Consider the following 22,396-nt stretch of genomic DNA (forward strand, 5'->3'; position numbering starts at 1 on the left):
GGGGAACCGGTCCCGCGATGACGTCGCTCCTGGATCCGGCGGTCGCGCTGCCCGCGGCCGCCGTCCTCGGGTTGTTCGTCGGGAGCTTCCTCAACGTCGTCATCCACCGGCTCCCGAAGATGATGGAGCGCGGGTGGGTCGAGCAGTGCGCGGAACTGGCGGGACGCGAAGTCGAGCCCGCGCCGCGCTACAACCTGGCGGTGCCGCGGTCCGCGTGCCCCTCCTGCGGCCACGCGATCTCCGCCATCGAGAACGTCCCGGTCCTCTCCTGGCTCGCGCTGCGCGGCCGCTGCTCCGCGTGCAAGGTTCGCATCTCGCCCCGCTATCCGGCCGTGGAACTCGCCGCGGGCGCGCTCGCCCTGGCCGCGGTCTGGCGATTCGGCCCGACCTGGCAGGGGCTCGCGGCCTGCCTGTTCCTGTGGGCGCTGGTCGCGCTGGCGTTCATCGACGCCGACACCCAGCTCCTGCCCGACGACCTCACGCTGCCGCTCCTGTGGGGCGGCCTCCTCGCCAACCTGTTCGGCCTGTTCGTGCCGTTGTCGAGCGCGGTGATCGGCGCGATCGCGGGCTACCTCGCCCTGTGGACCGTCTACTGGCTGTTCAAGCTCATCCGCGGCAAGGAGGGGATGGGCCACGGCGATTTCAAGCTCCTCGCGGCGCTCGGCGCCTGGCTCGGTTGGCCGATGCTGCCGCAGATCGTCCTGGTCTCGAGCGTCCTGGGCGCGCTGGGCGGCATCGCGGCGATCGTCGCGCGCGGACGCGACCGGGCGGCGCCGCTCCCGTTCGGGCCCTGGCTCGCCGGCGCCGGCGCGATCGCGCTGTTCTTCGGGCCGCAGTTGAACGCGCTGTACCTGCGGTGAGCGTGGTCGTCGGGCTCACCGGCGGCATCGGCAGCGGCAAGTCGGCCGTCGCGGCGGCGTTTCGCGCGCTCGGCGTCGAGGTCGTCGATGCCGACGACGTGGCGCACGAACTCTCGGCGCCCGGCCGCGAAGGCCACCGCCGCGTCGTCGACGCCTTCGGCCGCGACGTCCTCGCCGCGGACGGCGCGCTGGACCGCACGAAGCTCCGTCTGCGCGCGTTCTCGGACCCGGGGTTCCGCGCGAGACTCGAAGACGCGCTGCACCCCGCGATCCGCGCCGAGATCCGGCGCCGTGTCGCGGCGTGGCGCGGCGACTACGGCGTGCTCGTCGTGCCGCTCCTCCTCGAGCGCGGCGGCACCGCCGACCTCGTCGACCGCGTGCTGGTCGTCGACTGCCCGGAGGACGAGCAGGTCCGCCGCGTCGGCCTCCGCAGCGCGCTATCTCCGGAAGAGGTCCGCGCGATCATGGCCACCCAGTCGTCGCGCGAAGACCGTCTCGCGCGCGCCGACGACGTGCTCGACAATGGAGGTCCGCCCGAGGCGATCGCGGCCGCGGTCGCCCGTCTCGATCGTTCGTACCGCGCACTGGCGGCGGCGCGGCGCGGCGCCCGGCCTTGATCCGCCGGGCGAATCGCGGACAATGGCCCCGATTCGACGCGACGTCCGATGATCCGCTACGAGCACCCGCTGAACGAGCGCATCCGCACGCTGATGCGGCTCGAGGACGTCCAGTCGCGCGCGCGCGTCTACGTGGCGAGCGACCTGCCGCAGGATCACCATGCGGCGCTCGCCGCCCTGTTCGAGATCGCGGACATCGCCGCGCGCGCCGACCTCAAGACCGAGTTGCTTCAGGAACTCGAGCGCCAGCGCCAGCAGCTCGTGCCGCTGCGCGCCAACCCGCGCATCGAGACCGGGGCGCTCGACGCGCTGCTCGCCGAGATCGACGCGGTCACGACCCGGCTGCTCGCCCCTTCGGGCAAGCTCGGTGCGCACTTGCGCGAGAACGAGTGGCTGATGGCCATCAAGCAGCGCAGCGCGATCCCGGGTGGCGTGTGCGAGTTCGATCTCCCCGCCTACCACTGGTGGCTTCACCGCGAGCCGGCGTCGCGGCGGGCGGACCTCGTCGGCTGGTACGCGCCGTTCGAACCGGTGTTCGACGGCCTCGCGATCGTGCTGAAGCTCCTGCGCGAGAACGGACGCACGACCCGGCACACCGCCTTCCGCGGCGTGTTCCAGCTCATGCTGACGACGACGAAGATCGCGCAACTCTTGCGCGTCACCGTCGCGCGCGACCTCGCCTGCGTCCCGGAGATCAGCGCGAACAAGTACGCGCTCAACATCCGGTTCATCGGCGTCACCGGCCTCGACCGCGGCAGCGTCTACGACCGCGACGTCGAGTTCGATCTCGCGTTCTGCAACCTGTGACCCGGGCAGCGCCCCCGGTGGAGCGCGCGAAGTCGGCGACGCGGCCTTGCCCGCAGTGCGGGCGGCCGGTGGCGTGGGGTCCCGCCGCGGCGTTCCGGCCGTTCTGCTCGGAGCGCTGCCGCGCGATCGACCTCGGCGCCTGGCTCACCGAGGCCTATCGGGTCCCGGCAGAGGACGCCGACGACCCGGAGTCTTCGGGCGAGGATCGCCGGGAATCGACGTAGATCGCGCCCCTGGCTGCGCTCGGGGCGTTCGACAACCCGGGCGATCGCCCGATGGTGATCACGGGTTGGTTCATGCGAGCGATCCGGCGGCGCGATGATGATGGGCGCGCGCGAATCGACCGCGCCATCGGTGCACACGCGAGGAGTTCGCGCGACGTGGTCACGCATCACGGCGCGTCGCGACGTCGTCCCGGCTGCGGGTTGACAGGTCTGGCCGAGGTTGGTTTGATTGACACGCAGCGCGGCGCATCCCCCCGGCCCGCGGACGGAGGCGGGGATGTCGGTGCGCGCGCGGGAGGCGAAGGGATTCCCGGAGGCGCGGAATGCGGCATCCGCTGCGCAAGGCCAGCTCGCGAATGGGCGCCCGGAACCGGCGACATGCGCCGCGGGCGACCGGTCCGACATGCGCGACGCGGACGTTCCCGAGCGCGGCGGATTCATCGCGGAACGCGGAGCCGGCCGCGGGATCGGCAGCATGAATCTCACCGCCTGTCTGCGCCGCCAGTCCGGCGAGCGTCCCGATGCTCCCGCGATCGTATGCGGCGCCACGGCCGCAGGCACGCCCGACGGCCTCGTCTACAGCTACGCCCGGCTCGATCGGGTCGTCGATGCGATCGCCCTCCGCGCATCCGGCTGGGACGTCGGACCCGACGAGTTCGCGATCCTCGACTTCAAGACGCACCTGCCGATCCTCCTGCTGAGATTGGGACTCGCACGGGCGGGCATCCCGTTCGCCAACAGCTCGTACCCCGGCGACCCGTCGCCGAGCGTGCACCTCGGGCACGACGGCGGCCCGCCCGGCCGACGCAGGATCATCGCCACGCCTGCGTGGTGGACCGATGCGAGCGGCGTGCCCGCACCGATGCACGCGGGCGGGGATGTGCTGCTCAAACGGCAGGCGACCTCGGGCACGACCGGCAGGCCCAAGCGCGTGCCGATCACCCAGGCGATGTACGCAGCGCGCTGGCATCGTCCGATCGGCGCTCCGCTCCCGCACAACGCGAGGTTGCTGTGCGTGAGCGGGCCGGGGGGCCTCGGATTCGGCTACGCCCTCTCGGTCTTCGAGGCGGGCGGCACGGTCGTCCTCCTCGGTCCGGGCGACGATCCCCTGGGCCTGGTCGATCGCCATCGGGTCAACGTGCTGGTCGCCTCGCCCTACGCCATCGACACGACGCTCCGGCACAGGCCGCCGGACGCCGCGCCGCCAGCGTCCCTCGAGCAGGTGGTGCTCTCGGGGGGTCGCCTGAGCGTCGAGTTGCTCCGCCTCGTATCCCGCCGGCTCTGCGCGAACATCATCGGCATGTACGGCTCGACCGAGACCGGCCCGCTCGCGGCGGGACCCGTCTCCGCCCTGCCCGAGACCGACGGTGCAGCCGGCTTCCTGCTGCCGGGCGCGGAGGTCCAGGCGATCGATGATCGCGGTGACGTCCTCCCGCCCGGCAGGATCGGCCAACTGCGGATGCGAACCCCCGGCCTCGCCCGCGAGTACCTCGGCGACCCGGAGGCGACGTCCCGCGCGTTCCGGGACGGCTGGTTCCACCCGAACGACATCGGCACGGTGACGCCCGACGGCGTTCTCGTGATCACCGGACGCGGCGACGATCTCATCAATGTCGGCGGTTCCAAGTTCGCCCCCGAGGTGATCGAACGCGTGTTGCTTCGCGTCGCCGGATTGCGGGAGGCGGCCGCGTTCGGCGTCCCGGACGCGCTCGGCAAGGACACCCTGCATGCCGCGATCGTCGCCGACGATGACCTCGACGCGGGCGCGATCCTCGCAGCGTTTCGATCCACGCGCGGGATTCCGCCGCCCCAGGTGGTGCTCAGGGTTCCGCACCTGCCGCGCGGCGAGAACGGCAAGGTCGACCGCCAGGCGCTCGTGCGCCTCGCGGAAACAGCAGGGCGCCGGCCCGGCCGGCCCGCATGACGCGGCGCATCCGCCGCGAACGACGGTCCTTCTATTTCGGCGCCAGTCCGATGTGACCGGTGAGCGCCTTCATGCGCGCGGCATCGCGGGCGACCGTTTCCGCGAGTTCCGCGGGCGTGCTTCCGACGAGCAGTTCGGCACCCTTCGCGTACCGCTCGCGGATCTCGGGCCGCGCGATCGCCCGCACGATGGCGCGGTGCAGACGGTCGACGACCGCGTCCGGTGTTCCTCCCGGCGCGAAGACCGCGCTCCAGACCGGCACCTCGTCGACGAGGCCGGCCTCGGTGAGCGTCGGCACGTCCGGAAGCTCGGGCAGACGGGCCGGACCGGAAACGGCGAGCACGCGGATCTTGCCCGCCTTCGCCAGCGGAAGCGCGCTGGTCGCAGAAATGAACGACACCTCGACGGTTCCGGCGACGAGCGCGTTCACCGCGGGAGCACCGCTCGCGTAGGGGATGTGCTGCATGTCGGCGCCGGTCGCACGCTTGAACGATTCCGCCGCGAGCATGAACGTGGGGGTCGCGCTCGAGTAGTCGACGGTTCCGGGGTGCGCGCGCGACCACGCCGCGAGTTCCTGCGGCGTCGAGACAGGCAGCGACGGATGCACCGCGAGGAGGAGGACCTGCCGCGCCACCAGCGATACCGGCTTCAGGTCGCGCTGGGGATCGTAGGGGAGCCTCGCGTGGATCGCGGGGTTGATCGCGAACTGCGAGCCCAGGCCGGAAAGCAGCGTTTGGCCGTCGGGCGCCGCGGTCGCCACGCGTTCCGCCGCGATGATGCCGTCGGCGCCCGGTCGATTCTCGACGATCACCACCTGGCCCAGTTCCGCGCTCAGCCCGTCCGCGAGGATGCGGGTCGACAGGTCGTGGCCGGAGCCTGGCGCCGACGGCGCGACGAGCCGGAGCGGCCGGTCATCCGCGGGCTGTGCACCGATGCCGGTCGTGACGCAAAGGAGCCCGGCGACGAACACCGCCGTGACGGTGCGCTGCAGCGCCCCTCCGGTACGAATCGTCCGCATGTTCGCAGGCTCCCGGTCGAACCACCGAACCCCGGCCCGCTCGCCCTGCCGGGCCGCCCGCCGACGCGAGCATCGTAGCGCGCCCTGCGGCGCCTGCAAAGGACGCCCCGGGTCGATGCGTCACCGCACCCACGCCCCTCGCCGCATCGCGATGCCGTGCGCGCCGTGGTCGCGCGCGATCTCCAGGTCGCCGGCCGCGAGGCCACCCAGCGCGTAGACCGGCACGCGCGTTCCTTCGATCGTGCGCGCGAACCCCTCCCAACCGAGCGGTGCCGCATCGGGATGGGTCGGCGTCGCCTTCACCGGCCCGACCAGCGCGTAGTCGACGCGGAGCGACGCCGCGCGCGCGAGATCGTCGCGCGTGTGGCAGGAGGCACCGACCAGCATCCCCTCGGGGCGACGCCGCGCCGATGCGAGCGCCGCCGCCGTCCAGTGGACCCCGTCGGCGCGAAGCCGGCGTGCGTCGTCGTCGCTGCCGTTGACCGTGATCTTCGCGCCGTGGGCGTGGACGAGCGGCACCAGTCGCCCGGCGAACGCGTCGCGTCGAGCCGCCGGCCACCCCTTCTCGCGCAACTGGACGAGCGCGAGGCCCCCTTCGAGCGCGCGTCCGGCACGATCGAGGAACGCGTCCTCTCCGAAGTCCTCGGCGCAGGTGATCCCCAGCACCTCCGGCAGCGCGAGCGCGGCGAGCACGCGCGTGTTCGCCGGCAGGAGCGGCGCGACGTCGAAGGCACCTGGCCGCTGCCAGCGGAACGCCTGCCCGTCGTGACCGTGCGGCTCGCCGTCGAACGCGAACACCCGGAAGAAGTGGAGTTCGACCTGCGCGTGCGGATACACGTACTCCTGCACGATCCACGGACTCGCGCGGCGCACGACGAGGCCGAGTTCCTCGGCGAGTTCGCGGTCGAGCGCGTGGCGCGGCGACTCGCCCGCCTCGAGCTTGCCGCCGGGAAACTCCCAGTAGCCGGCGTAGGGCTTGCCGGCGGGCCGCTCGGCGAGGAGCACGCTGCCGTCGCCGCGCAGGATGACCGCGGCCGCGACGCGCGTGATCGCCACGTCAGCGGCGGCGGAGCGCGAGTCCGCCGGCCCAGTGCCGCGCGAACTGCCAGGCGACGCGCCCCGATCGGGAGCCGCGCTGCAGCGCGAACTGCAGCGCCTCGCGCGTGCGCGCGTCGGCATCCTTCTTCGCGCCGGGCGCCGCCACGCCGAAGTGCATGAGCCAGCGATCGACCGCCGCCAGGTAGTCGTCCTGGGCGAACGGGTAGAACGACACCCACAGGCCGAAGCGCTCGGAGAGCGAGATCTTCTCCTCGACCGATTCGCCCGGATGCACTTCCTCGCCGACGTGCCGCGTCTCGAGGTTCTCGCTCATGTACTCGGGCAACAGGTGCCGGCGATTCGAGGTCGCGTAGACCAGCAGGTTGCCCGAGGTCCCGGCGATCGAGCCGTCGAGCACCACCTTGAGCGCCTTGTACCCGGCCTCGCCGGCGTCGAAGGTCAGGTCGTCGCAGAACACGATGAACCGCTCGCGCCGGCCATCGACGCGTTCGACGATGTCGGGCAGGTCGACGAGGTCGGCCTTGTCGACCTCGATCAGGCGCAGGCCCTTGTGCGCGTACTTCGCGAGCATCGCCTTCACGAGCGAGGACTTGCCGGTGCCGCGCGAGCCGGTGAGCAGCACGTTGTTCGCCGGCAGGCCGGCGACGAACTGCCGCGTGTTGCGCTCGATCGTCTCCTTTTGCGCGTCGATCGCGACCAGCGCGTCGAGTCCGATCGCGTGCGGGCGCGCGACCGGCTGCAGGGATCCGCGGCCGCCCCGCTTGCGCCAGCGCGCTGCGTGGACGGTACGCCAATCCGGATCGGGCGCGGGAGGCGGCAGCAGCGCCTCGACCCGGGCGAGGACGCCCTCCGCCCGCGCGAGGAGCGCGGCGAGCGCGTCGGCCGACGCTGGATCCGCGCCCGCCGGGCCGCCCCAAGGGCGCGGGCCCCCACGGGGGGAGGCGCGCGAAGCGCGCTTCGGGGGGGTCACGACCGGTAGTCCGCGTTGATCGACACGTAGTCGTGCGAGAAGTCGCAGGTCCACACGGTGGCACGTGCGGCCTGCGGCCCGCGCGCGCGCCCGAGGTCCACGCGGACCGCGATCTCGTCCTGCTTCATCACGCGCGACCCGTCCTCCTCGCGGTACGCGGGCGAGCGGCCGCCGTGGTCGACGACCAGCACGTCGTCGAGCCAGAACGACACGCCCGCGGGATCGAGGTCCGGCGGGCCGGCGTTGCCGATCGCGCACACGATGCGCCCGAGGTTCGGATCGGAGGCGAAGAACGCGGTCTTGACCAGCGGCGAGTGCGCGATGCCGAGCGCGACCTTGCGGCACTCCTCGACGCTGCGCCCGCCCTCCACGCGGATCGACATGAACTTGGTGGCGCCCTCGCCGTCGCGGACGATCGCCTGCGCGAGTTCCACCGCCACCTCCTCGATCGCCGCGCGCAGCGCCGGCACACGAGGGTCGCCGGCGCGCTCGATCGGCGCGATGCCCGAGCGGCCGGTCGCCGCGATCACGAAACTGTCGTTGGTCGACGTGTCGCCGTCGACGGTCGCCCCGTTGAACGAGACGTCCGCGGCATCGCGCGCGATGGCGGCGAGGAGCGCACGGTCGACCGGCGCGTCGGTCGCGACGAACGCGAGCATCGTCGCCATGTCCGGGTGGATCATCCCCGAGCCCTTCGCGATGCCCGTCACGGTGACCGGCACGCCGTCGATCGTCACGCGGCGCGACGCGCCCTTCGGCACGGTGTCGGTCGTCATGATCGCGCGTGCGGCGTCGAACCAGCCGTCCTCGCGCAGCGCGCCGCGCGCCGCGGGCAGCGCCGCGACGATCTTCCCTGCGGGCAGCGGCTCCATGATCACGCCGGTCGAGAACACGAGCACTTCCTGCATCGGGCAGCCGAGCATCGACGCGGCCGCGGCGGCGGTCGTGCGTGCGTCGGCGATCCCGCGTTCGCCGGTGCCGGCGTTCGCGTTGCCCGCGTTCACGACCAGCGCGCGCATCCGGCCGCTCTCCGAGAGGTGGCGCCGGCACACGATCACCGGCGCGGCGCAGAAGCGGTTCTGCGTGAACACGCCCGCCGCCGCGGTGCCCGGTTCGCAGACGACGAGGAGCACGTCGTCGCGGTCCCAGTTCTTGATGCGTGCGGCGACGGCGCCGAGTGCCACGCCCGGCACCGGCAGCAGCGAATCCGGCGTCGGCGGAGTGTAGTTGACGGGCATTTCAGTTGACAGTTGTCAGTTGACAGTTGTCAGAGGCGGCGGAGTCTCCGGGGCGGCGCATCGAGCGCCGGCGAAACGTCTCGAATGATAAGGCAACCCCGCCGAGCGAGGCGAGGCGGGCCCACGGCGAGCCCGCCGGGACGAAGCGACGGGCGCGTCGCGCCCGGGCCGCGTTGAACGGCGCCGCAGGTGTCCGTTCGAACGCGCGACGGGCGCGCGGACGCCGCGTCCTCGCCCGGTCGCCGTCGCGACGCGCGTGAACACGCGCGTCCGCGTTCAGCAGGCCGCCAGAATCGACTGCGACGCCGCCGCGGACGCTACGCGAGCCGGCCGTGGCACAGCTTGTACTTCCTGCCGCTGCCGCAGGGACAGGGATCGTTGCGCCCGATCTTCTCGCCCGCGCGGACGAACGGCTGCGCCGCGACCGCGGTCGCGGTGTCCGCGCCGTCGTCCGCCGTCGCGGTCGGCGCCGGGGCGAGCGCGTCCTCGACCTCGGCGTGCTGGTAGCGCACGTTCACGGGCACCGGCTCCTCGACCGCCTCGACGTCCTGCTGGCTCTTCACCTGCACGGTCAGGACGACCTTGACGACGTCCTGCTTCACGCGGTCGAGCATGTCCGAGAACAGCTCGAACGCCTCGCGCTTGTACTCCTGCTTCGGATTCTTCTGCGCGTAGCCCCGCAGGTGGATGCCCTGCCTCAGGTGGTCGAGATTCGCGAGGTGGTCGCGCCAGTGGTGGTCGAGCGTCTGGAGCATGAGGCTGCGTTCGAAACTCCGCATGACCTCCGCGCCCGCCGCCTGCTCGCGCACCTGCCACGCCGCGTTCGCGGCCTCGACCACGCGCTCCCGTATCGTCTCGTCGTTGGTCTCGGCGTCCTCGATCCACGGCTGCGCCACGACCTCCAGCTGGTACTCGCCGGCGAGCGCGGCCTGCATTCCGGGCAGGTCCCACTGCTCCTCGACCGATTCGGCCGGGACGTAGCGGCGCACGAGCGTGTCCATCTCGCCGCGGATCATGCCGCGCACCGAGTCGGCGATGTCCGCGCTGTCGACCAGTTCGTTGCGCTGCTGGTAGATGACGCGCCGCTGGTCGTTCGCGACGTCGTCGTACTCGAGCAGCGCCTTGCGGATGTCGAAGTTGCGCGACTCGACGCGGTTCTGGGCCTTGGCGATCGAGCGGTTGACGATCGTGTGCTCGATCGGCTCGCCCTCGGGCATCTTGAGCTTCTGCATGATGACGCCCAGCCGCTCGCCGCCGAAGATGCGCAGCAGCGGATCTTCGAGCGACAGGAAGAATCGCGAGCTTCCGGGGTCGCCCTGGCGTCCCGACCGGCCCCGCAACTGATTGTCGATGCGGCGCGACTCGTGGCGCTCGGTGCCGACGATGTGGAGCCCGCCGGACGCGACGACCTCGTCGTGCCGCAGCTTCCACTCCTCGCGCATCTTCGCGATCTCCGCGTCCCGGGCCTCGGGCGTGAGCGACGGGTCGTCGCGCAGCTCGAGGATCGCGGGCTCGATCGCCCCGCCCAGCACGATGTCGGTGCCGCGGCCCGCCATGTTGGTGGCGATCGTGATCGCGCCGGGGCGGCCCGCCTGGGCGACGATCTCGGCTTCGCGCGCGTGCTGCTTCGCGTTCAGGACCTCGTGCTCGAGGCCATGCTTCTGCAGGTGGCCGGACAGCAGCTCGGAATTCTCGATCGACGTCGTGCCGACCAGCACCGGCTGTTTCCGGTCGTTGCACGCACGCACGTCGGCGATGATCGCGTCGACCTTCTCCTGGAAGGTGCGGAAGACGAGGTCGTTCTCGTCCTTGCGGACCATCGGGAGGTTGGTCGGGATCACCACCGTCTCGAGGTGGTAGATCTGCTGGAACTCGAAGGCTTCGGTGTCCGCGGTGCCGGTCATGCCCGCGAGCTTGCCGTACATGCGGAAATAGTTCTGGAAGGTGATCGACGCGAGCGTCTGGTTCTCGCGCTGGATCGCGACCCCCTCCTTGGCCTCGACCGCCTGGTGCAGGCCCTCCGACCAGCGCCGGCCGGTCATCAGGCGCCCGGTGAACTCGTCGACGATCACGACCTCGCCGTTCTGCACGACGTAGTGCTGGTCGCGGTGGTAGAGCGAATGGGCGCGGAGCGCGGCATACAGGTGGTGCATCAACGAGATGTTGTGCGCGTCGTACAGGCTCGACCCGGCGGCGAGCAGGCCCGCGTCGGCGAGCACCGCCTCGGCGTGCTCGTGCCCCTGCTCGGAGAGCACGACCTGGCGCCCCTTCTCGTCGACCCAGAAGTCGCCCGGTCCGGTCTCGGTCTCCTGGCGGGTGAGGCGGGGCGCGAGATCGTTCAAGCGGTAATACAGTTCGATGTTGTCGTCCGCCTGCCCGGAGATGATGAGCGGGGTGCGCGCCTCGTCGATCAGGATCGAGTCGACCTCGTCGACGATCGCGTAGGCGAGACCGCGCTGCACGCGCTCCGCGGGCGCGTACACCATGTTGTCGCGCAGGTAGTCGAAGCCGAACTCGTTGTTCGTCCCGTAGGTGATGTCCGCGGCGTAGGCTTGCTGCTTCGCCTCGTGCGGCATCTGCGACAGGTTGACGCCGACCTCGAGGCCGAGGAAACGGTGTATGCGCCCCATCCAGTCGGCGTCGCGCTGCGCGAGGTAGTCGTTGACGGTGACGATGTGCACGCCCTTGCCGCCGAGCGCGTTCAGGTACGACGGAAGCGTGGCGACCAGCGTCTTGCCCTCGCCGGTCCGCATCTCGGCGATCTTGCCGTGGTGGAGCGCCATGCCGCCGATCAACTGCACGTCGAAGTGCCGCATGCCGAGGGTACGCTTGCCGGCCTCGCGGACGACGGCGAACGCCTCGGGCAGCACGTCGTCGAGGCTCGTCCCGGCGGCGACCCTGGAGCGGAACTCCGCGGTTTTCGCGCGCAGGGCGTCGTCGCCGAGCGCGGCGATCGACGGCTCGAGCGCGTTGATCCGGCGGACGACCGACGCGTACTGCTTGAGGAGCCGCTCGTTGCGGCTGCCGAAAACGCGGGTGAGGATGTTGGAGATCATCGGTTCGAGGCGTCGCGCGCCGGGGAGGGGTCGGTCCGGCGCGCTGGCGCGGGGCGCGCCGCACGGAGCGCCGGAGGATGGACCGGCGCTCGCGCGGTCGGGTCCGGGACTAGTGTTGCAGGAAGCGCGCCGGATTCTGCGGCGCGCCGTTCAGCCGCACCTCGAAGTGCAGGTGGGGGCCGGTCGAGCGGCCGGTCGTGCCGACCTGGCCGATCCGCTGGCCGCGCACCACGAGGTCGCCTTCGTGAACGTCGATCGACGACGCGTGCGCGTAGCGGGACACGAGGCCGTTGCCGTGATCGATGTCGACCATCCTGCCGTACTCGCCATGCCATTCGGCGTTGATCACCTTTCCGCTGGCCGCCGCGAGGATGGGCGTTCCGGTCGGCGCGGGAAAATCGATGCCCTCGTGATAGGACTTCTGCCCGGAGATCGGATCGATCCGGTAGCCGAAGTTCGACGAGTACCAGCCGTCCGGGATCGGCGGCTCGCTCGGCAGGAACTTGAGGGTGGCCGTCGACTGGATCAAGAGCGACTCGAGCACGGAGAGCTGGTCGGTCCGCTGGTCCACCTGCCGCGCGAGGCGTTCGAGCAGCGAGGCGAATTCGTCGACCGACAGGTCGCGCGAGGGCATCGACGCCGATTCCGCGCCGCCGCGCCCCGGCACCGACTTGCCGTCGAGGATCATATCCTGCGGCGCTGCGGAGCCCGGGGCCTCGCGCTCGCCCGGGCGTCCCTTCGACGGCAGCTCCTGCGGCTTCAGCCCGGCGACGCCGGCGAGGCGGTCGCCGAGCGCGTCGAGCCGCATCACCTGCGCCTCGAGATCGCCCAGTTTCAGTGCCATCGTGTTCAAGTGCCCCTGCACCTTTTCCTGTGCGCGCTGGGCTTCCGCGCGCTGGTCGGCGAGCGCGATCGCACGCAGCCACGGGTGGTTGACGGCCGCCGCCCACTTGAGCGTGACGTAGTTGAACAGCAGCGAGAACAGGACGAGCGTGACCGCGACCGCCAGCGCGAGACCCGCGCCATGGCGCCAGTCGAGCGAGAACGTCCGCGCGCGCGCCTTTGCCCCGCTGACCAGTATGATGTCCAAAGCCGCCAATCTCCGATGAAGCCCCAGCCCGGAACGCCCCCGGCGCCCACCCGACCGATCGCCCGCGTTCTGGCGGAAGATCCGCTCGTCAGCGCATGGACCCGCCGCCGCCTCGACGAAACGAGAGCGACGAAGGTCGTGCGCGCGGTCTTGCCGCCCCCGCTCGCCGCCCAGGTCGCCGCGTGGCTGCCGTCGCCGTTTCGACTCGAACTGACGGCTCCCACGGGAACCGTCGCAGCGGCCCTCCGGTTGCGATTGCCGGCCGTCCGCGCGGTTCTCGAACGCGAGGGCTGGGATTTTAGGGACATTCGGGTTCGAGTGCAACCCACCGTCCCGGCCGCTCGACGGACAAATGTCGTTGTGCGTCAATGGGATAGGGCTCAGGAACCCGCGTTGCGACAACTCGCGGCGTCGCTGACCGACGGGCCTCTCAAGGCCGCGGTTTCCGGGTGGCTCAGGCGCTCCGGGCGCGCCGCCCGCTAGCGGAGACCGCGGCCAGCAACCGTTGGCCCCCTCGAACCGGGGCCCGGAGGGTGCCGCCGGCGTTCGCGCCGCGGTCGGCCGGCGCTATCGGCGCAGATGGTCGACCACGACCCACGCGAGCGCGGCGACGAGCGCGACCACGAGCAGGAGGCCCACCCGTGCGACGAACGCGAGGTAGCGACGGTCGCGGGTGACGGCGTAGAGGACGAGCGCGACGCCGACGAGCGCGATGCCGAGGATCGCCAGCAGGCGGACGATGGCCATCGAGGGGGTCGCGTTCCCGGATGCGGGCGAGCCGCGCCGCTCCGGCCGGACCTTCAGACCGTCGCGGGACGCCAGTCGTGGAACGCGCTCGGGACCTCGTCGGCGACGGCGAAGGTCACGAGGCGCGCGGCGTCGGGCCTCGCCTCGAGCGCGCGCGCGAGCGCGTTGTTGAGCGCGTGCCCGGACTTGTGCGCGGCGTACTGGCCGATCAGCGGGTGGCCGAGCAGGTAGAGATCCCCGATCGCGTCGAGGACCTTGTGGCGCACGAACTCGTTGTCGTAGCGCAGGCCCTCGCTGTTCAGCACGCGGACCTCGTCCAGCACGATCGCGTTCTGCAGGCTGCCGCCGAGTCCGAGTCCGGCCGCGCGCATCGCCTCGACGTCCTGCATGAACCCGAAGGTGCGCGCGCGCGACACCTCCTTCACGTACGAGTGCTCGGCGAAGTCGATGGCGACGTGCCGGTTCTCCGACCCGAACACCGGATGCGGAAAGTCGATCGTGAAGTCCAGCCGGAAACCGTCGTGCGGCTCGAAGCGCGCCCACTTGTCGCCGTCGCGGACCTCGACCGGCGCGACGATGCGGAGGTAACGCTTGGGCGCGTCCTGCTCGACGATGCCGGCGCCCTGCAGCAGGAACACGAACGGGCCGGCGCTCCCGTCCATGATCGGGATCTCCGGGCCGGCGACGTCGACGTGCAGGTTGTCGATGCCGAGTCCCGCGAGCGCGCTCATCAGGTGCTCGACCGTCGACACCGAGACCGTGCCCTCGCGCAGCGTCGACGACAGCCGCGTGTCGCCGACGAGCGAGGCCCGCGCCGCGATCGACACCGCGGGCGCGAGGTCGGTCCGGTGGAACACGATGCCGGTGTCCGGCTGCGCGGGTCGCAGCACCAGTTCGACGCGCGCGCCGGTGTGCAGTCCGACACCGGTCGTTCGCGCTGCGGTCTTGAGCGTGCGTTGACGGAGCATGGCCTGGGCGTGGACTCCCGTGCAGGGGTGTCGGTTCCGTCGCGGTTCCCGGCGCCCCGGCGGGAAACCCGGGGAATCTAGCACAGCCGGGGCCCCGCGACGGCGTCAGTCGTTCTGCTTGCGCAGGAACGCGGGAATGTCGAGATCCGCCGCGCCCGCCGCCGGCCCGGGCGCCGGACGTCGGCGGACCACCGCCGGCTGGTCGAGCTTGTCGTAGTCGATCGTCTCGACCGACATCCCGACGTTGTCGGTCCCGGTCCGCGCCACCACGACCGGCCGTTCGAGCACCTGCAGCGCCGGACGCTTCGCCTGCGCGGCCGCGCCGCCCAGCCCGGTCGCGATCATCGTGACGCGCAGTTCGCCGTCCATCGCGTCGTCGATCACGGTGCCCACGATCACCATCGCGTCCTCGGCCGTGAACCCCTTGATGGTGTTCATGACGTCGTGGTACTCCTTCATGCGCAGGTTCGACGCCGCGGTGATGTTGACGAGCACGCCGCGCGCGCCCGCCAGGTTCACGTCCTCGAGCAGCGGGCTCTTGACCGCGGCTTCCGCGGCCGCGCGCGCGCGCTCGGCGCCGCTCGCGCTCGCCGACCCCATCATCGCCATGCCGACCTCGCTCATGACGGTCCGGACGTCGGCGAAGTCGACGTTCACGAGACCGGGGTTGTTGATCACCTCGGCGATGCCGGCGACCGCTCCGTGCAGCACGTCGTTGGCGGCGGCGTAGGCGTCGAGGACCGAGACGTCCTCGCCCAGCACCGCCATCAGCTTGTCGTTCGGGATGATGATGAGCGAATCGACCTTCTTCTGGAGCTCGTCGATCCCGGCCTGGGCCACGCTGCCGCGGCGCCCTTCGAAGGCGAACGGCCGCGTCACCACGGCGACGGTCAGCACGCCGAGCTGCTTCGCGATCTCCGCGACGACCGGCGCTGCGCCCGTGCCCGTGCCGCCGCCCATGCCGGCCGTGATGAACAGCATGTCGGCGCCTTCGATCAGCGCGGCGATGCGGTCGCGGTCCTCCATCGCGGCGTCGCGGCCGATCTCCGGCCGCGCGCCCGCGCCCAGCCCGCGCGTGAGCGCGGAGCCGAGCTGGAGCTGGGTGCGCGCCGACGACCGCTTGAGCGCCTGCGCGTCGGTGTTGGCGCAGACGAAGTCCACGCCGGCGAGACCTTTCGCGATCATGTGCTCGACCGCGTTGCCGCCGCAGCCGCCGACGCCGACGACCTTGATGATCGCTCCGTCCTGCGGAGTCTGGTCGATGATTTCGAACATGGGATTAACCTTCCTTTCGGGGTCGGGATGAAACGTGGGTGGGCCTGTTCGCCTCGTGGGGATCCGGGTTCCGCCGCGGACGGCCGGCGGTCGTGCCTTGGTCTCGATGTCTTCGATGCGTGTCGATGTCGTGCCGGTGCTCCGTCGCCGCGCCGCCGTTCATGGCCGCGCGCTCAGAAATTCGCCTTGAACCACAGCTTCATGCGCTCGGCGACGCCGCCGATGCCCTTCACCTGCGCGCGCGCCGCGTGCGCGCGCTGCCACTGATCGCGTCCGTGCAGGAGCAGGCCGACGGCGGTCGAGTAGCGCGGGCTCCGCACGACGTCGGCGAGCGAGCCCAGGTACTGCGGCGTGCCGACGCGGCAGGGCAGGTGGAACACTTCCTCCGCGAGCTCGGCCATCCCCTGCAGCAGCGACGTGCCGCCGGTGATGACGATTCCCGACGACAGGAGCTCCTCGAATCCGGAGCGGCGCAGCTCGGCCTGCACCAGCGTGTAGAGCTCCTCGATGCGCGGCTCGATCACCTCGGAGAGCATCGGGCGCGAGAGCTTGCGCGGCGCGCGTTCGCCCACGCCCGGCACCTCGACGACGTCGTTCGGATCGGCGAGCTGGCGCAGCGCGCAGCCGTGGCGCACCTTGAGTTCCTCGGCCTCCTTGGTCGGGGTGCGCAGCGTCATCGCGATGTCGTTGGTGACCTGGTCGCCGGCGATCGGGATGACCGCCGTGTGGCGGATCGCCCCGCCGGTGAACACCGCGAGGTCGGTCGTCCCGCCGCCGATGTCCATCAGGCAGACGCCGAGGTCCTTCTCGTCGTCGTTCAGCACCGCGGCCGCGGACGCGAGCGGCTGCAGCACGATGTCGGAGAGCTCGATGCCGCAGCGGCGCACGCACTTCGCGATGTTCTCGACCGCGGACACCGCGCCGGTGACGATGTGCACCTTGACCTCGAGGCGCACGCCGCTCATCCCGAGCGGCTCGCGCACGCCGTCCTGCCCGTCGATGATGAATTCCTGCGGCAGGATGTGCAGGATCTGCTGGTCGTTGGGGATCGCGATCGCCTTCGCGGTCTCGATCACGCGGTCGATGTCGGCCTGCGCGACCTCGCCCTCCTTGATCGCGACCATGCCGCTCGAGTTGAGGCTGCGGATGTGGCTGCCGGCGATCCCGGTGGTCACGGCCGAGATCCGGCAGTCGGCCATCAGCTCGGCCTCCTCGAGCACGCGCTGGATCGACCCCATCGTCGCGTCGATGTTGACGACGACGCCGCGCTTCAACCCGCGCGAAGGCTGCGTCCCCAGCCCGATCACGTTGATCGCGCCCTCGGGGTCGATCTCGGCGACGATCGCGACGATCTTCGAGGTGCCGACGTCGAGTCCGACGACGAGATTCTTGGCGTCCTTGACCATGCGTCCTTCCGTCCTATCCCGGCTCCGGGCGCGCGTGCTTCTCGCGAAAGCCCGGCACCCGCGCGGCGAAACCGTTGCGATAGCGCAGGTCGACGCCTTCCGCCCGCGTTCCGGCGCGCGCGAGCGCTCCGACGGTGCGGCCGTACACGGCGACGAACCGGGCGAGCCGCGCGTCGATGTCGTCGCGTCCGAGTTCGACCGCGAGCGGCGATCCGGACGCGACGGTCGCGAGTCGCCAGCCACCGCGCGCCGACAGAGAAACCGCGCGCAGTTCGAGTCCGAGCGGCGCGAGGAGCGCGCCCCACTCGCGGTAGCGCGACGCGACCTCCGCCGCCCGCGCGTCCGGGCCGTCGAGCCGCGGCAGATCGCCGTCGTACTCCGCCGCGAAGATCTCGCCGCGCGGGTTGACGAGCGCGCCCTCGCCCCAGCGCGCGTAGGGCTCCTGCTCCTCGAGCGCGACTTCGAGCCGTCCCGGCCACTGGCGGCGCAGCGTCGCGCTTCGCACCCACGGCAGCGTCGCGAGCGCGGCGCGCGCGCGGTCGAGGTCGAGCGTGAAGAAGGTGCCGGCGAAGTCCTCGCGGATCGTCGCCTCGAGTCGGGCCGGATCGGCACGCAGCGGCGGCGCGGCGAGCACGACTTCGCGGAAGGCGAACGCGTCGTTCCGCGCGAGCCGGGCGATCGCGCCGGCGGCGAGGAGCGTGAGCGCGATCGACGCGAGCGTCGCGGCGAACGCGTTCAGCGCCTTCGGGTCATCCCACATGGGCCCCCCGCAGGATCTCGACGCACAGGTCGGGGAACGCGATGCCCGCGGCACGGGCGGCCATCGGCACGAGGCTGTGCCCGGTCATCCCGGGCGACGTGTTGAGTTCGAGGAACGACCAGGAACCGTCGCGCCGCAGGATCAGGTCGAGCCGGCCCCAGCCGCTCGCCCCGAGGATCGAGAACGCCTCGAGCGCCTCGCGACGGATCGCCTGCTCGACCGTGTCGGGCAGGCCCGCCGGGCAGTGGTACTTGGTCTCGTCGCTGAAGTACTTGTGCTCGTAGTCGTAGTTGCCGCCCGGCGCCTCGATGCGGATCAGCGGCAGCGCGCGGTCGCCCAGGATCGACGCCGTGAGTTCGCGACCCTCGACGAACTCCTCGGCGAGCACGAGGCGGTCGTGCTTCGCCGCCGCATCGATCGCGACGGCGACCTCGTCGTGGTCGACGGTCGAGACCTTGCTGATCCCGATCGTCGAGCCTTCGCGCGCGGGCTTCACGATCAGCGGCAGCCCGAGTTCGGCCACGAGCCGCATCGGGTCGGTCGATTCGTCGACGACGCGGAAGCGCGGCGTCGGGATGCCCGCGGCGATCCACACGAGCTTGGTGCGCCACTTGTCCATCGCGAGCGCGGAGGCCATCACGCCGCTTCCGGTGTAGGGGATGCCGAGCGTCTCGAGCGCACCCTGCACCGTTCCGTCCTCGCCGTAGCGGCCGTGCAGCGCGATGAACGCGCGCGCGAACCCGTCGCGCCGCAGTTCCCACAGGTCGCGTTCCGCCGGGTCGAAGGCGTGCGCGTCGACGCCGCGATCGCGCAGCGCTCCGAGGACGCCCCGGCCCGACATCAGCGAGATCTCGCGCTCCGCGGAGGGCCCGCCCATCAGCACGGCGACCTTGCCCATCGACGAAGCGCTCATCGCGCGCCTCCGGCCGCCGGCTCGCCGACGATCCGGACCTCGGGTTCGAGGTCGACGCCGAAGCGCTCCCGCACCGTCGCGCGCACGTGCGCGATCAGCGCCTCGATGTCGGAGGCGCGCGCGCGGCCCCCCGGGTTCACGATGAAGTTCGCGTGGAGTTCCGAGACCCGCGCTCCGCCGATCGCGTGGCCCTTGAGCCCGGCCGCCTCGATCAACCGCGCGGCGTGGTCGCCGGGCGGATTGCGGAACACGCTGCCCGCGTTGGGGAGCGACAGCGGCTGCGACGCGATGCGCTTCGCGAGGAGCTCGCGGATGCGCGCGCGTGCCCTCGTCGCGTCGCCGGGCGCGAACCGGAGCCACGCCGCCGTGAAGATCCCGTCGGGCGGCGTCCCGTCCGCGCGCCGCACGCTGCGGTAGCCGATCGCGTAGTCCGCCGGCGTGCGAACCTCGAAGCGCCCGTCGCGCCCGAGCACCTCGACGCGCACGACATGGTTCCAGGTCTCGCCGCCGTAGCAGCCCGCGTTCATCGCGAGCGCGCCGCCGAGCGTGCCCGGCACGCCGGCGAGGAACGCGGCGTCCTCGCAGCCGAGCCGGGCGGCGAGCCGCGCGACCTTCGGGCTCGCGACCCCGGCCTCGGCGTAGATCAGCCCGTCGGCGACCGCGAGCGCGGCGCCCGGGTCGTGCATGACGATCACCGCGCCGCGCACGCCACCGTCGCGCACCAGCGTGTTGCTGCCGAGCCCGAGCACGTGGATCGGCGTCGACGCCGGCAGTGTCCGCACGAACTGCGCGAGATCGTCGCGGTCGGCCGGGTGGAACAGGAGGTCCGCCCGCCCGCCTGCCCGCCAGCTCGTCGCGCGCGCGAGCGGCGCCTGGCGCTCGAGCGTGCCGCGCAGGGTGGTCGGATCGCGCCGGTCGCCCATGTCCATCGTCATCCCGCGCGCGCCGCGAGCTGCGACGCCACCTGCCCGATCGAGCCCGCACCCATCGTGAGCACCACGTCGCCGTCGCGCGCCACCGCGCGCACCGCGTCGGCCACGCCGGCGACGTCATCGACGAACAGAGGCTCGACCCGGCCCCCGATGCGGATCGCGCGCGCGAGCGCGCGCCCGTCGGCCGCCACGATCGGCGGCTCGCCGGCCGGATACACGTCGGTCAGCACCAGCGCGTCCACGGTCGAGAGCACCGCGGCGAAGTCCTCGAACAGGTCGCGCGTACGCGTGTAGCGGTGCGGCTGGAACGCGAGCACGAGGCGCCGGCCCGGAAAGCCTCCGCGCGCCGCGTCCAGCGCCGCGGCGATCTCCGCCGGGTGGTGACCGTAGTCGTCGACGAGTTCGAAGCGCCCGCCGGAGGCGAGCGCGACCGGACCGTAGCGCTGGAACCTCCGCCCCACGCCCTTGAAGGCGGCGAGCGCCCGCGCGATGGCCGCGTCGGGCACGCCGACCTCGCGCCCGACCGCGATCGCCGCGAGCGCGTTGCGCACGTTGTGCACTCCCGGCAGCGCGAGGTCGATCGTGAGGTCGGAGCGGCCCGCGCCGCGCGCCACGAAGCGCATCCGGCCCGCGGCGTGCGCGACGTCCACCGCGCGCAGACGCGCATCGTTCGCGAGACCGTAGGTCACCACCGATCGGGTGACCGACGGCAGCAGCGCGCGCACCGACGCGTCGTCGGCGCACAGGACCGCCACGCCCCAGAACGGGAGGCGCTGCACGAAGTCCACGAACGCGCGCTCGAGCCGCGCGACGTCGTGACCGTAGGTCTCCATGTGGTCCTGGTCGATGTTCGTGACCACCGCGATCGTCGGCGTCAGGTGCAGGAACGAAGCGTCCGACTCGTCGGCTTCCGCGACGAGGTAGTCGCCGGTGCCGAGCCGCGCGTTGGCGCCGGCCGCGAGGAGCCGCCCCCCGATCACGAACGTCGGATCGAGCCCGCCTTCCGCCAGCACCGAGGCGACGAGGCTCGTCGTCGTCGTCTTGCCGTGCGTGCCCGCGACCGCGATGCCCTGCTTGAAGCGCATCAGTTCGGCCAGCATCTGCGCGCGCGGGACGACCGGCACGCCCTGCTCGCGCGCCGCGACCACCTCGGGATTGTCGGGAGCGACCGCGGAGGACACGACGACCGCGTCCGCGCGTTCGACGTTGGCCGCGGCATGCCCGGCGACCACGCGGATCCCGAGCGAGGCGAGCCGGCGCGTCACGGCGTTCTCCGCGAGGTCGGAGCCCGACACCTGATAGCCCTGCGTCGCGAGCACCTCGGCGATGCCGCTCATGCCGACGCCGCCGATGCCCACGAAGTGCACGCGCCGCACCTTGTGCTTCATGCGCGCGCTCCCGCGAGTTCGAGGCAGACCTCCGCCACGCGCTCGGCCGCGCCGGTCCGGCCCGCGCCGTGCGCGGCCTCGGCCATCGCGAGGGCCTTCGGCCGGTCGAGCGCGGCGACGACCGCCGCGAGCCGCTCGGGCGTGAGCTCCGCCTGCGCGATGCTGGTGGCGCCTCCCGCGCGCACGAGCAGTTCCGCGTTGGCCGACTGCTCGTCCGCGATCGCGCCGGGCAACGGGACGATCAGCGCGCCCAGTCCCGCCGCGGCGAGTTCGGACACGGTGAGCGCGCCGCCGCGCGCGATCGCGAAGTCGGCCCAGGCGTAGCGTGACGCCATGTCGTCGACGAACGCGACGCACTCGGCTTCGACGCCCGCGTCGCGGTAGGCGGCGCGCAAGGCGTCGAGATGCTTCGCGCCCGCCTGGTGCAGCACCTGCGGTCGCCGTTCCGCCGGCAGGCGCGCGAGCGCGGCGGGCACGCGCTCGTTCAGGCCCTGCGCGCCGAGGCTTCCTCCGAGCACGACGATGCGGAGCGGTCCGTCCCGCCCGGCGAAGCGCGCGGCCGGCGGAGGCAACGCGCCGATCGCATCGCGCAACGGATTGCCGGTCCACTCGACGATCTTCGCGTGCGCGCCCCGCATCGCGTCGGGAAAGCCGAGCAGCACGCGGTCCGCGCCGAAGGCGAGCACGCGGTTCGCGAGGCCCGCGACCGCGTTCGCGTCGTGCACGACGAGGCTGCGCCCGGTGGCGACCCCCATCAGCGCACCGGGAAACGACGCGAAGCCGCCGAAGCCCAGGACGACGTCGGGCCGGCGCCGGCGCAGGACCGACAGCGCTTCGAAGCACGCGGCGACGAGCGCGAACGGTCCGAGGACGAGCGTCTTCAGCCCCTTGCCGCGCACGCCGCGGAACGAGACCGACTCGAACGCGACGCCGTGCTTCGGGACGAGTTCGGCCTCCATGCCCTCGCGCGTGCCGAGCCAGAACACCTCCGCGCCGCGCGCGGCGAGCTTCGCGGCGACCGCGAGCCCCGGGAACACGTGCCCGCCCGTTCCGCCGGTGGTGATCATGATGGTCGGCAAGACGCCACCCCCGGACCAGGGAAGATCGGCGTCACCGAGGTGCCCGCCGCCGGTCGCGGCAGGCC

Annotated in this window: 20 protein-coding genes; 5 read left to right on the forward strand and 15 right to left on the reverse strand. The window is 72.1% G+C overall.

Annotation, left to right across the window (positions count from 1 at the left end; genetic code table 11):
- Window positions 1-17 precede the first annotated feature (17 nt).
- From HS109_02785 to HS109_02805, 5 genes are all read left to right on the forward strand, one after another.
- Window positions 18-860, forward strand: coding sequence for a prepilin peptidase (locus tag HS109_02785; protein MBE7521292.1), 843 nt, complete (start codon window positions 18-20; stop codon window positions 858-860).
- A complete protein-coding gene (locus HS109_02790; GenBank protein MBE7521293.1) occupies window positions 857-1,477 on the forward strand; it encodes a dephospho-CoA kinase in 621 nt (206 codons plus the stop codon). Before HS109_02785 ends, HS109_02790 begins: the two co-directional genes overlap by 4 nt.
- A 48-nt stretch (window positions 1,478-1,525) precedes the next feature.
- Window positions 1,526-2,284: a cell division protein ZapD gene (zapD, locus tag HS109_02795; protein MBE7521294.1), complete on the forward strand. Its 759-nt coding sequence runs from the start codon at window positions 1,526-1,528 to the stop codon at window positions 2,282-2,284.
- A 17-nt stretch (window positions 2,285-2,301) separates the two neighbouring features.
- Complete coding sequence (locus tag HS109_02800) at window positions 2,302-2,508, forward strand: DNA gyrase inhibitor YacG (GenBank protein MBE7521295.1); 207 nt, start codon at window positions 2,302-2,304, stop codon at window positions 2,506-2,508.
- A gap of 475 nt (window positions 2,509-2,983) precedes the next feature.
- Window positions 2,984-4,432, forward strand: coding sequence for a long-chain fatty acid--CoA ligase (locus HS109_02805; GenBank protein MBE7521296.1), 1,449 nt, complete (start codon window positions 2,984-2,986; stop codon window positions 4,430-4,432).
- A 31-nt stretch (window positions 4,433-4,463) separates the two neighbouring features.
- On the opposite strand, the gene HS109_02810 is transcribed toward HS109_02805, so the two are convergent.
- The 15 genes from HS109_02810 to murG all read right to left on the reverse strand — a co-directional run bounded on the left by HS109_02810 (window position 4,464) and on the right by murG (window position 22,319).
- On the reverse strand, window positions 4,464-5,450 hold the full coding sequence (locus tag HS109_02810) for a tripartite tricarboxylate transporter substrate binding protein (protein MBE7521297.1): 987 nt from the start codon (window positions 5,448-5,450) through the stop codon (window positions 4,464-4,466).
- A gap of 120 nt (window positions 5,451-5,570) precedes the next feature.
- On the reverse strand, window positions 5,571-6,506 hold the full coding sequence (locus HS109_02815) for a Nudix family hydrolase (GenBank protein ID MBE7521298.1): 936 nt from the start codon (window positions 6,504-6,506) through the stop codon (window positions 5,571-5,573).
- 1 nt (window position 6,507) lies between these two features.
- Window positions 6,508-7,479, reverse strand: a complete 972-nt coding sequence (locus tag HS109_02820) for an ATP-binding protein (protein MBE7521299.1) — start codon at window positions 7,477-7,479, stop codon at window positions 6,508-6,510.
- Entirely contained in the window at window positions 7,476-8,717 is a 1,242-nt protein-coding gene (gene argJ, locus HS109_02825) for a bifunctional glutamate N-acetyltransferase/amino-acid acetyltransferase ArgJ (GenBank protein ID MBE7521300.1), read from the reverse strand. Before argJ ends, HS109_02820 begins: the two co-directional genes overlap by 4 nt.
- A 317-nt stretch (window positions 8,718-9,034) precedes the next feature.
- Window positions 9,035-11,773, reverse strand: a complete 2,739-nt coding sequence (secA, locus tag HS109_02830) for a preprotein translocase subunit SecA (GenBank protein MBE7521301.1) — start codon at window positions 11,771-11,773, stop codon at window positions 9,035-9,037.
- Between the two features lie 109 nt (window positions 11,774-11,882).
- Window positions 11,883-12,863 carry a M23 family metallopeptidase gene (locus HS109_02835; protein MBE7521302.1) on the reverse strand — a complete coding sequence of 327 codons (981 nt, stop codon included), beginning with the start codon at window positions 12,861-12,863 and terminating at the stop codon, window positions 11,883-11,885.
- 567 nt (window positions 12,864-13,430) lie between these two features.
- The gene (locus HS109_02840) at window positions 13,431-13,610 is read right to left on the reverse strand and encodes a hypothetical protein (protein MBE7521303.1); all 180 of its coding nucleotides are present in this window, start codon (window positions 13,608-13,610) and stop codon (window positions 13,431-13,433) included.
- A gap of 53 nt (window positions 13,611-13,663) precedes the next feature.
- Window positions 13,664-14,578, reverse strand: coding sequence for a UDP-3-O-acyl-N-acetylglucosamine deacetylase (locus tag HS109_02845; GenBank protein MBE7521304.1), 915 nt, complete (start codon window positions 14,576-14,578; stop codon window positions 13,664-13,666).
- A gap of 105 nt (window positions 14,579-14,683) precedes the next feature.
- Entirely contained in the window at window positions 14,684-15,853 is a 1,170-nt protein-coding gene (gene ftsZ / locus HS109_02850; GenBank protein ID MBE7521305.1) for a cell division protein FtsZ, read from the reverse strand.
- Between the two features lie 173 nt (window positions 15,854-16,026).
- Window positions 16,027-17,259, reverse strand: a complete 1,233-nt coding sequence (ftsA, locus tag HS109_02855) for a cell division protein FtsA (GenBank protein MBE7521306.1) — start codon at window positions 17,257-17,259, stop codon at window positions 16,027-16,029.
- A 13-nt stretch (window positions 17,260-17,272) separates the two neighbouring features.
- Window positions 17,273-18,019: an FtsQ-type POTRA domain-containing protein gene (locus tag HS109_02860; protein ID MBE7521307.1), complete on the reverse strand. Its 747-nt coding sequence runs from the start codon at window positions 18,017-18,019 to the stop codon at window positions 17,273-17,275.
- Window positions 18,009-18,932 (reverse strand): D-alanine--D-alanine ligase, encoded by a 924-nt coding sequence (locus HS109_02865; protein MBE7521308.1) that lies wholly within the window; start codon window positions 18,930-18,932, stop codon window positions 18,009-18,011. Before HS109_02865 ends, HS109_02860 begins: the two co-directional genes overlap by 11 nt.
- On the reverse strand, window positions 18,929-19,855 hold the full coding sequence (gene murB, locus HS109_02870; protein ID MBE7521309.1) for a UDP-N-acetylmuramate dehydrogenase: 927 nt from the start codon (window positions 19,853-19,855) through the stop codon (window positions 18,929-18,931). Before murB ends, HS109_02865 begins: the two co-directional genes overlap by 4 nt.
- Window positions 19,856-19,863: 8 nt before the next feature.
- Window positions 19,864-21,252 carry a UDP-N-acetylmuramate--L-alanine ligase gene (locus HS109_02875; GenBank protein ID MBE7521310.1) on the reverse strand — a complete coding sequence of 463 codons (1,389 nt, stop codon included), beginning with the start codon at window positions 21,250-21,252 and terminating at the stop codon, window positions 19,864-19,866.
- Window positions 21,249-22,319: an undecaprenyldiphospho-muramoylpentapeptide beta-N-acetylglucosaminyltransferase gene (gene murG, locus HS109_02880; protein MBE7521311.1), complete on the reverse strand. Its 1,071-nt coding sequence runs from the start codon at window positions 22,317-22,319 to the stop codon at window positions 21,249-21,251. The genes HS109_02875 and murG overlap by 4 nt, the downstream gene beginning before the upstream one ends.
- Window positions 22,320-22,396: the final 77 nt, after the last annotated feature.

The organism is Burkholderiales bacterium (assembly GCA_015075645.1).
Lineage (GTDB): Bacteria > Pseudomonadota > Gammaproteobacteria > Burkholderiales > Casimicrobiaceae > VBCG01.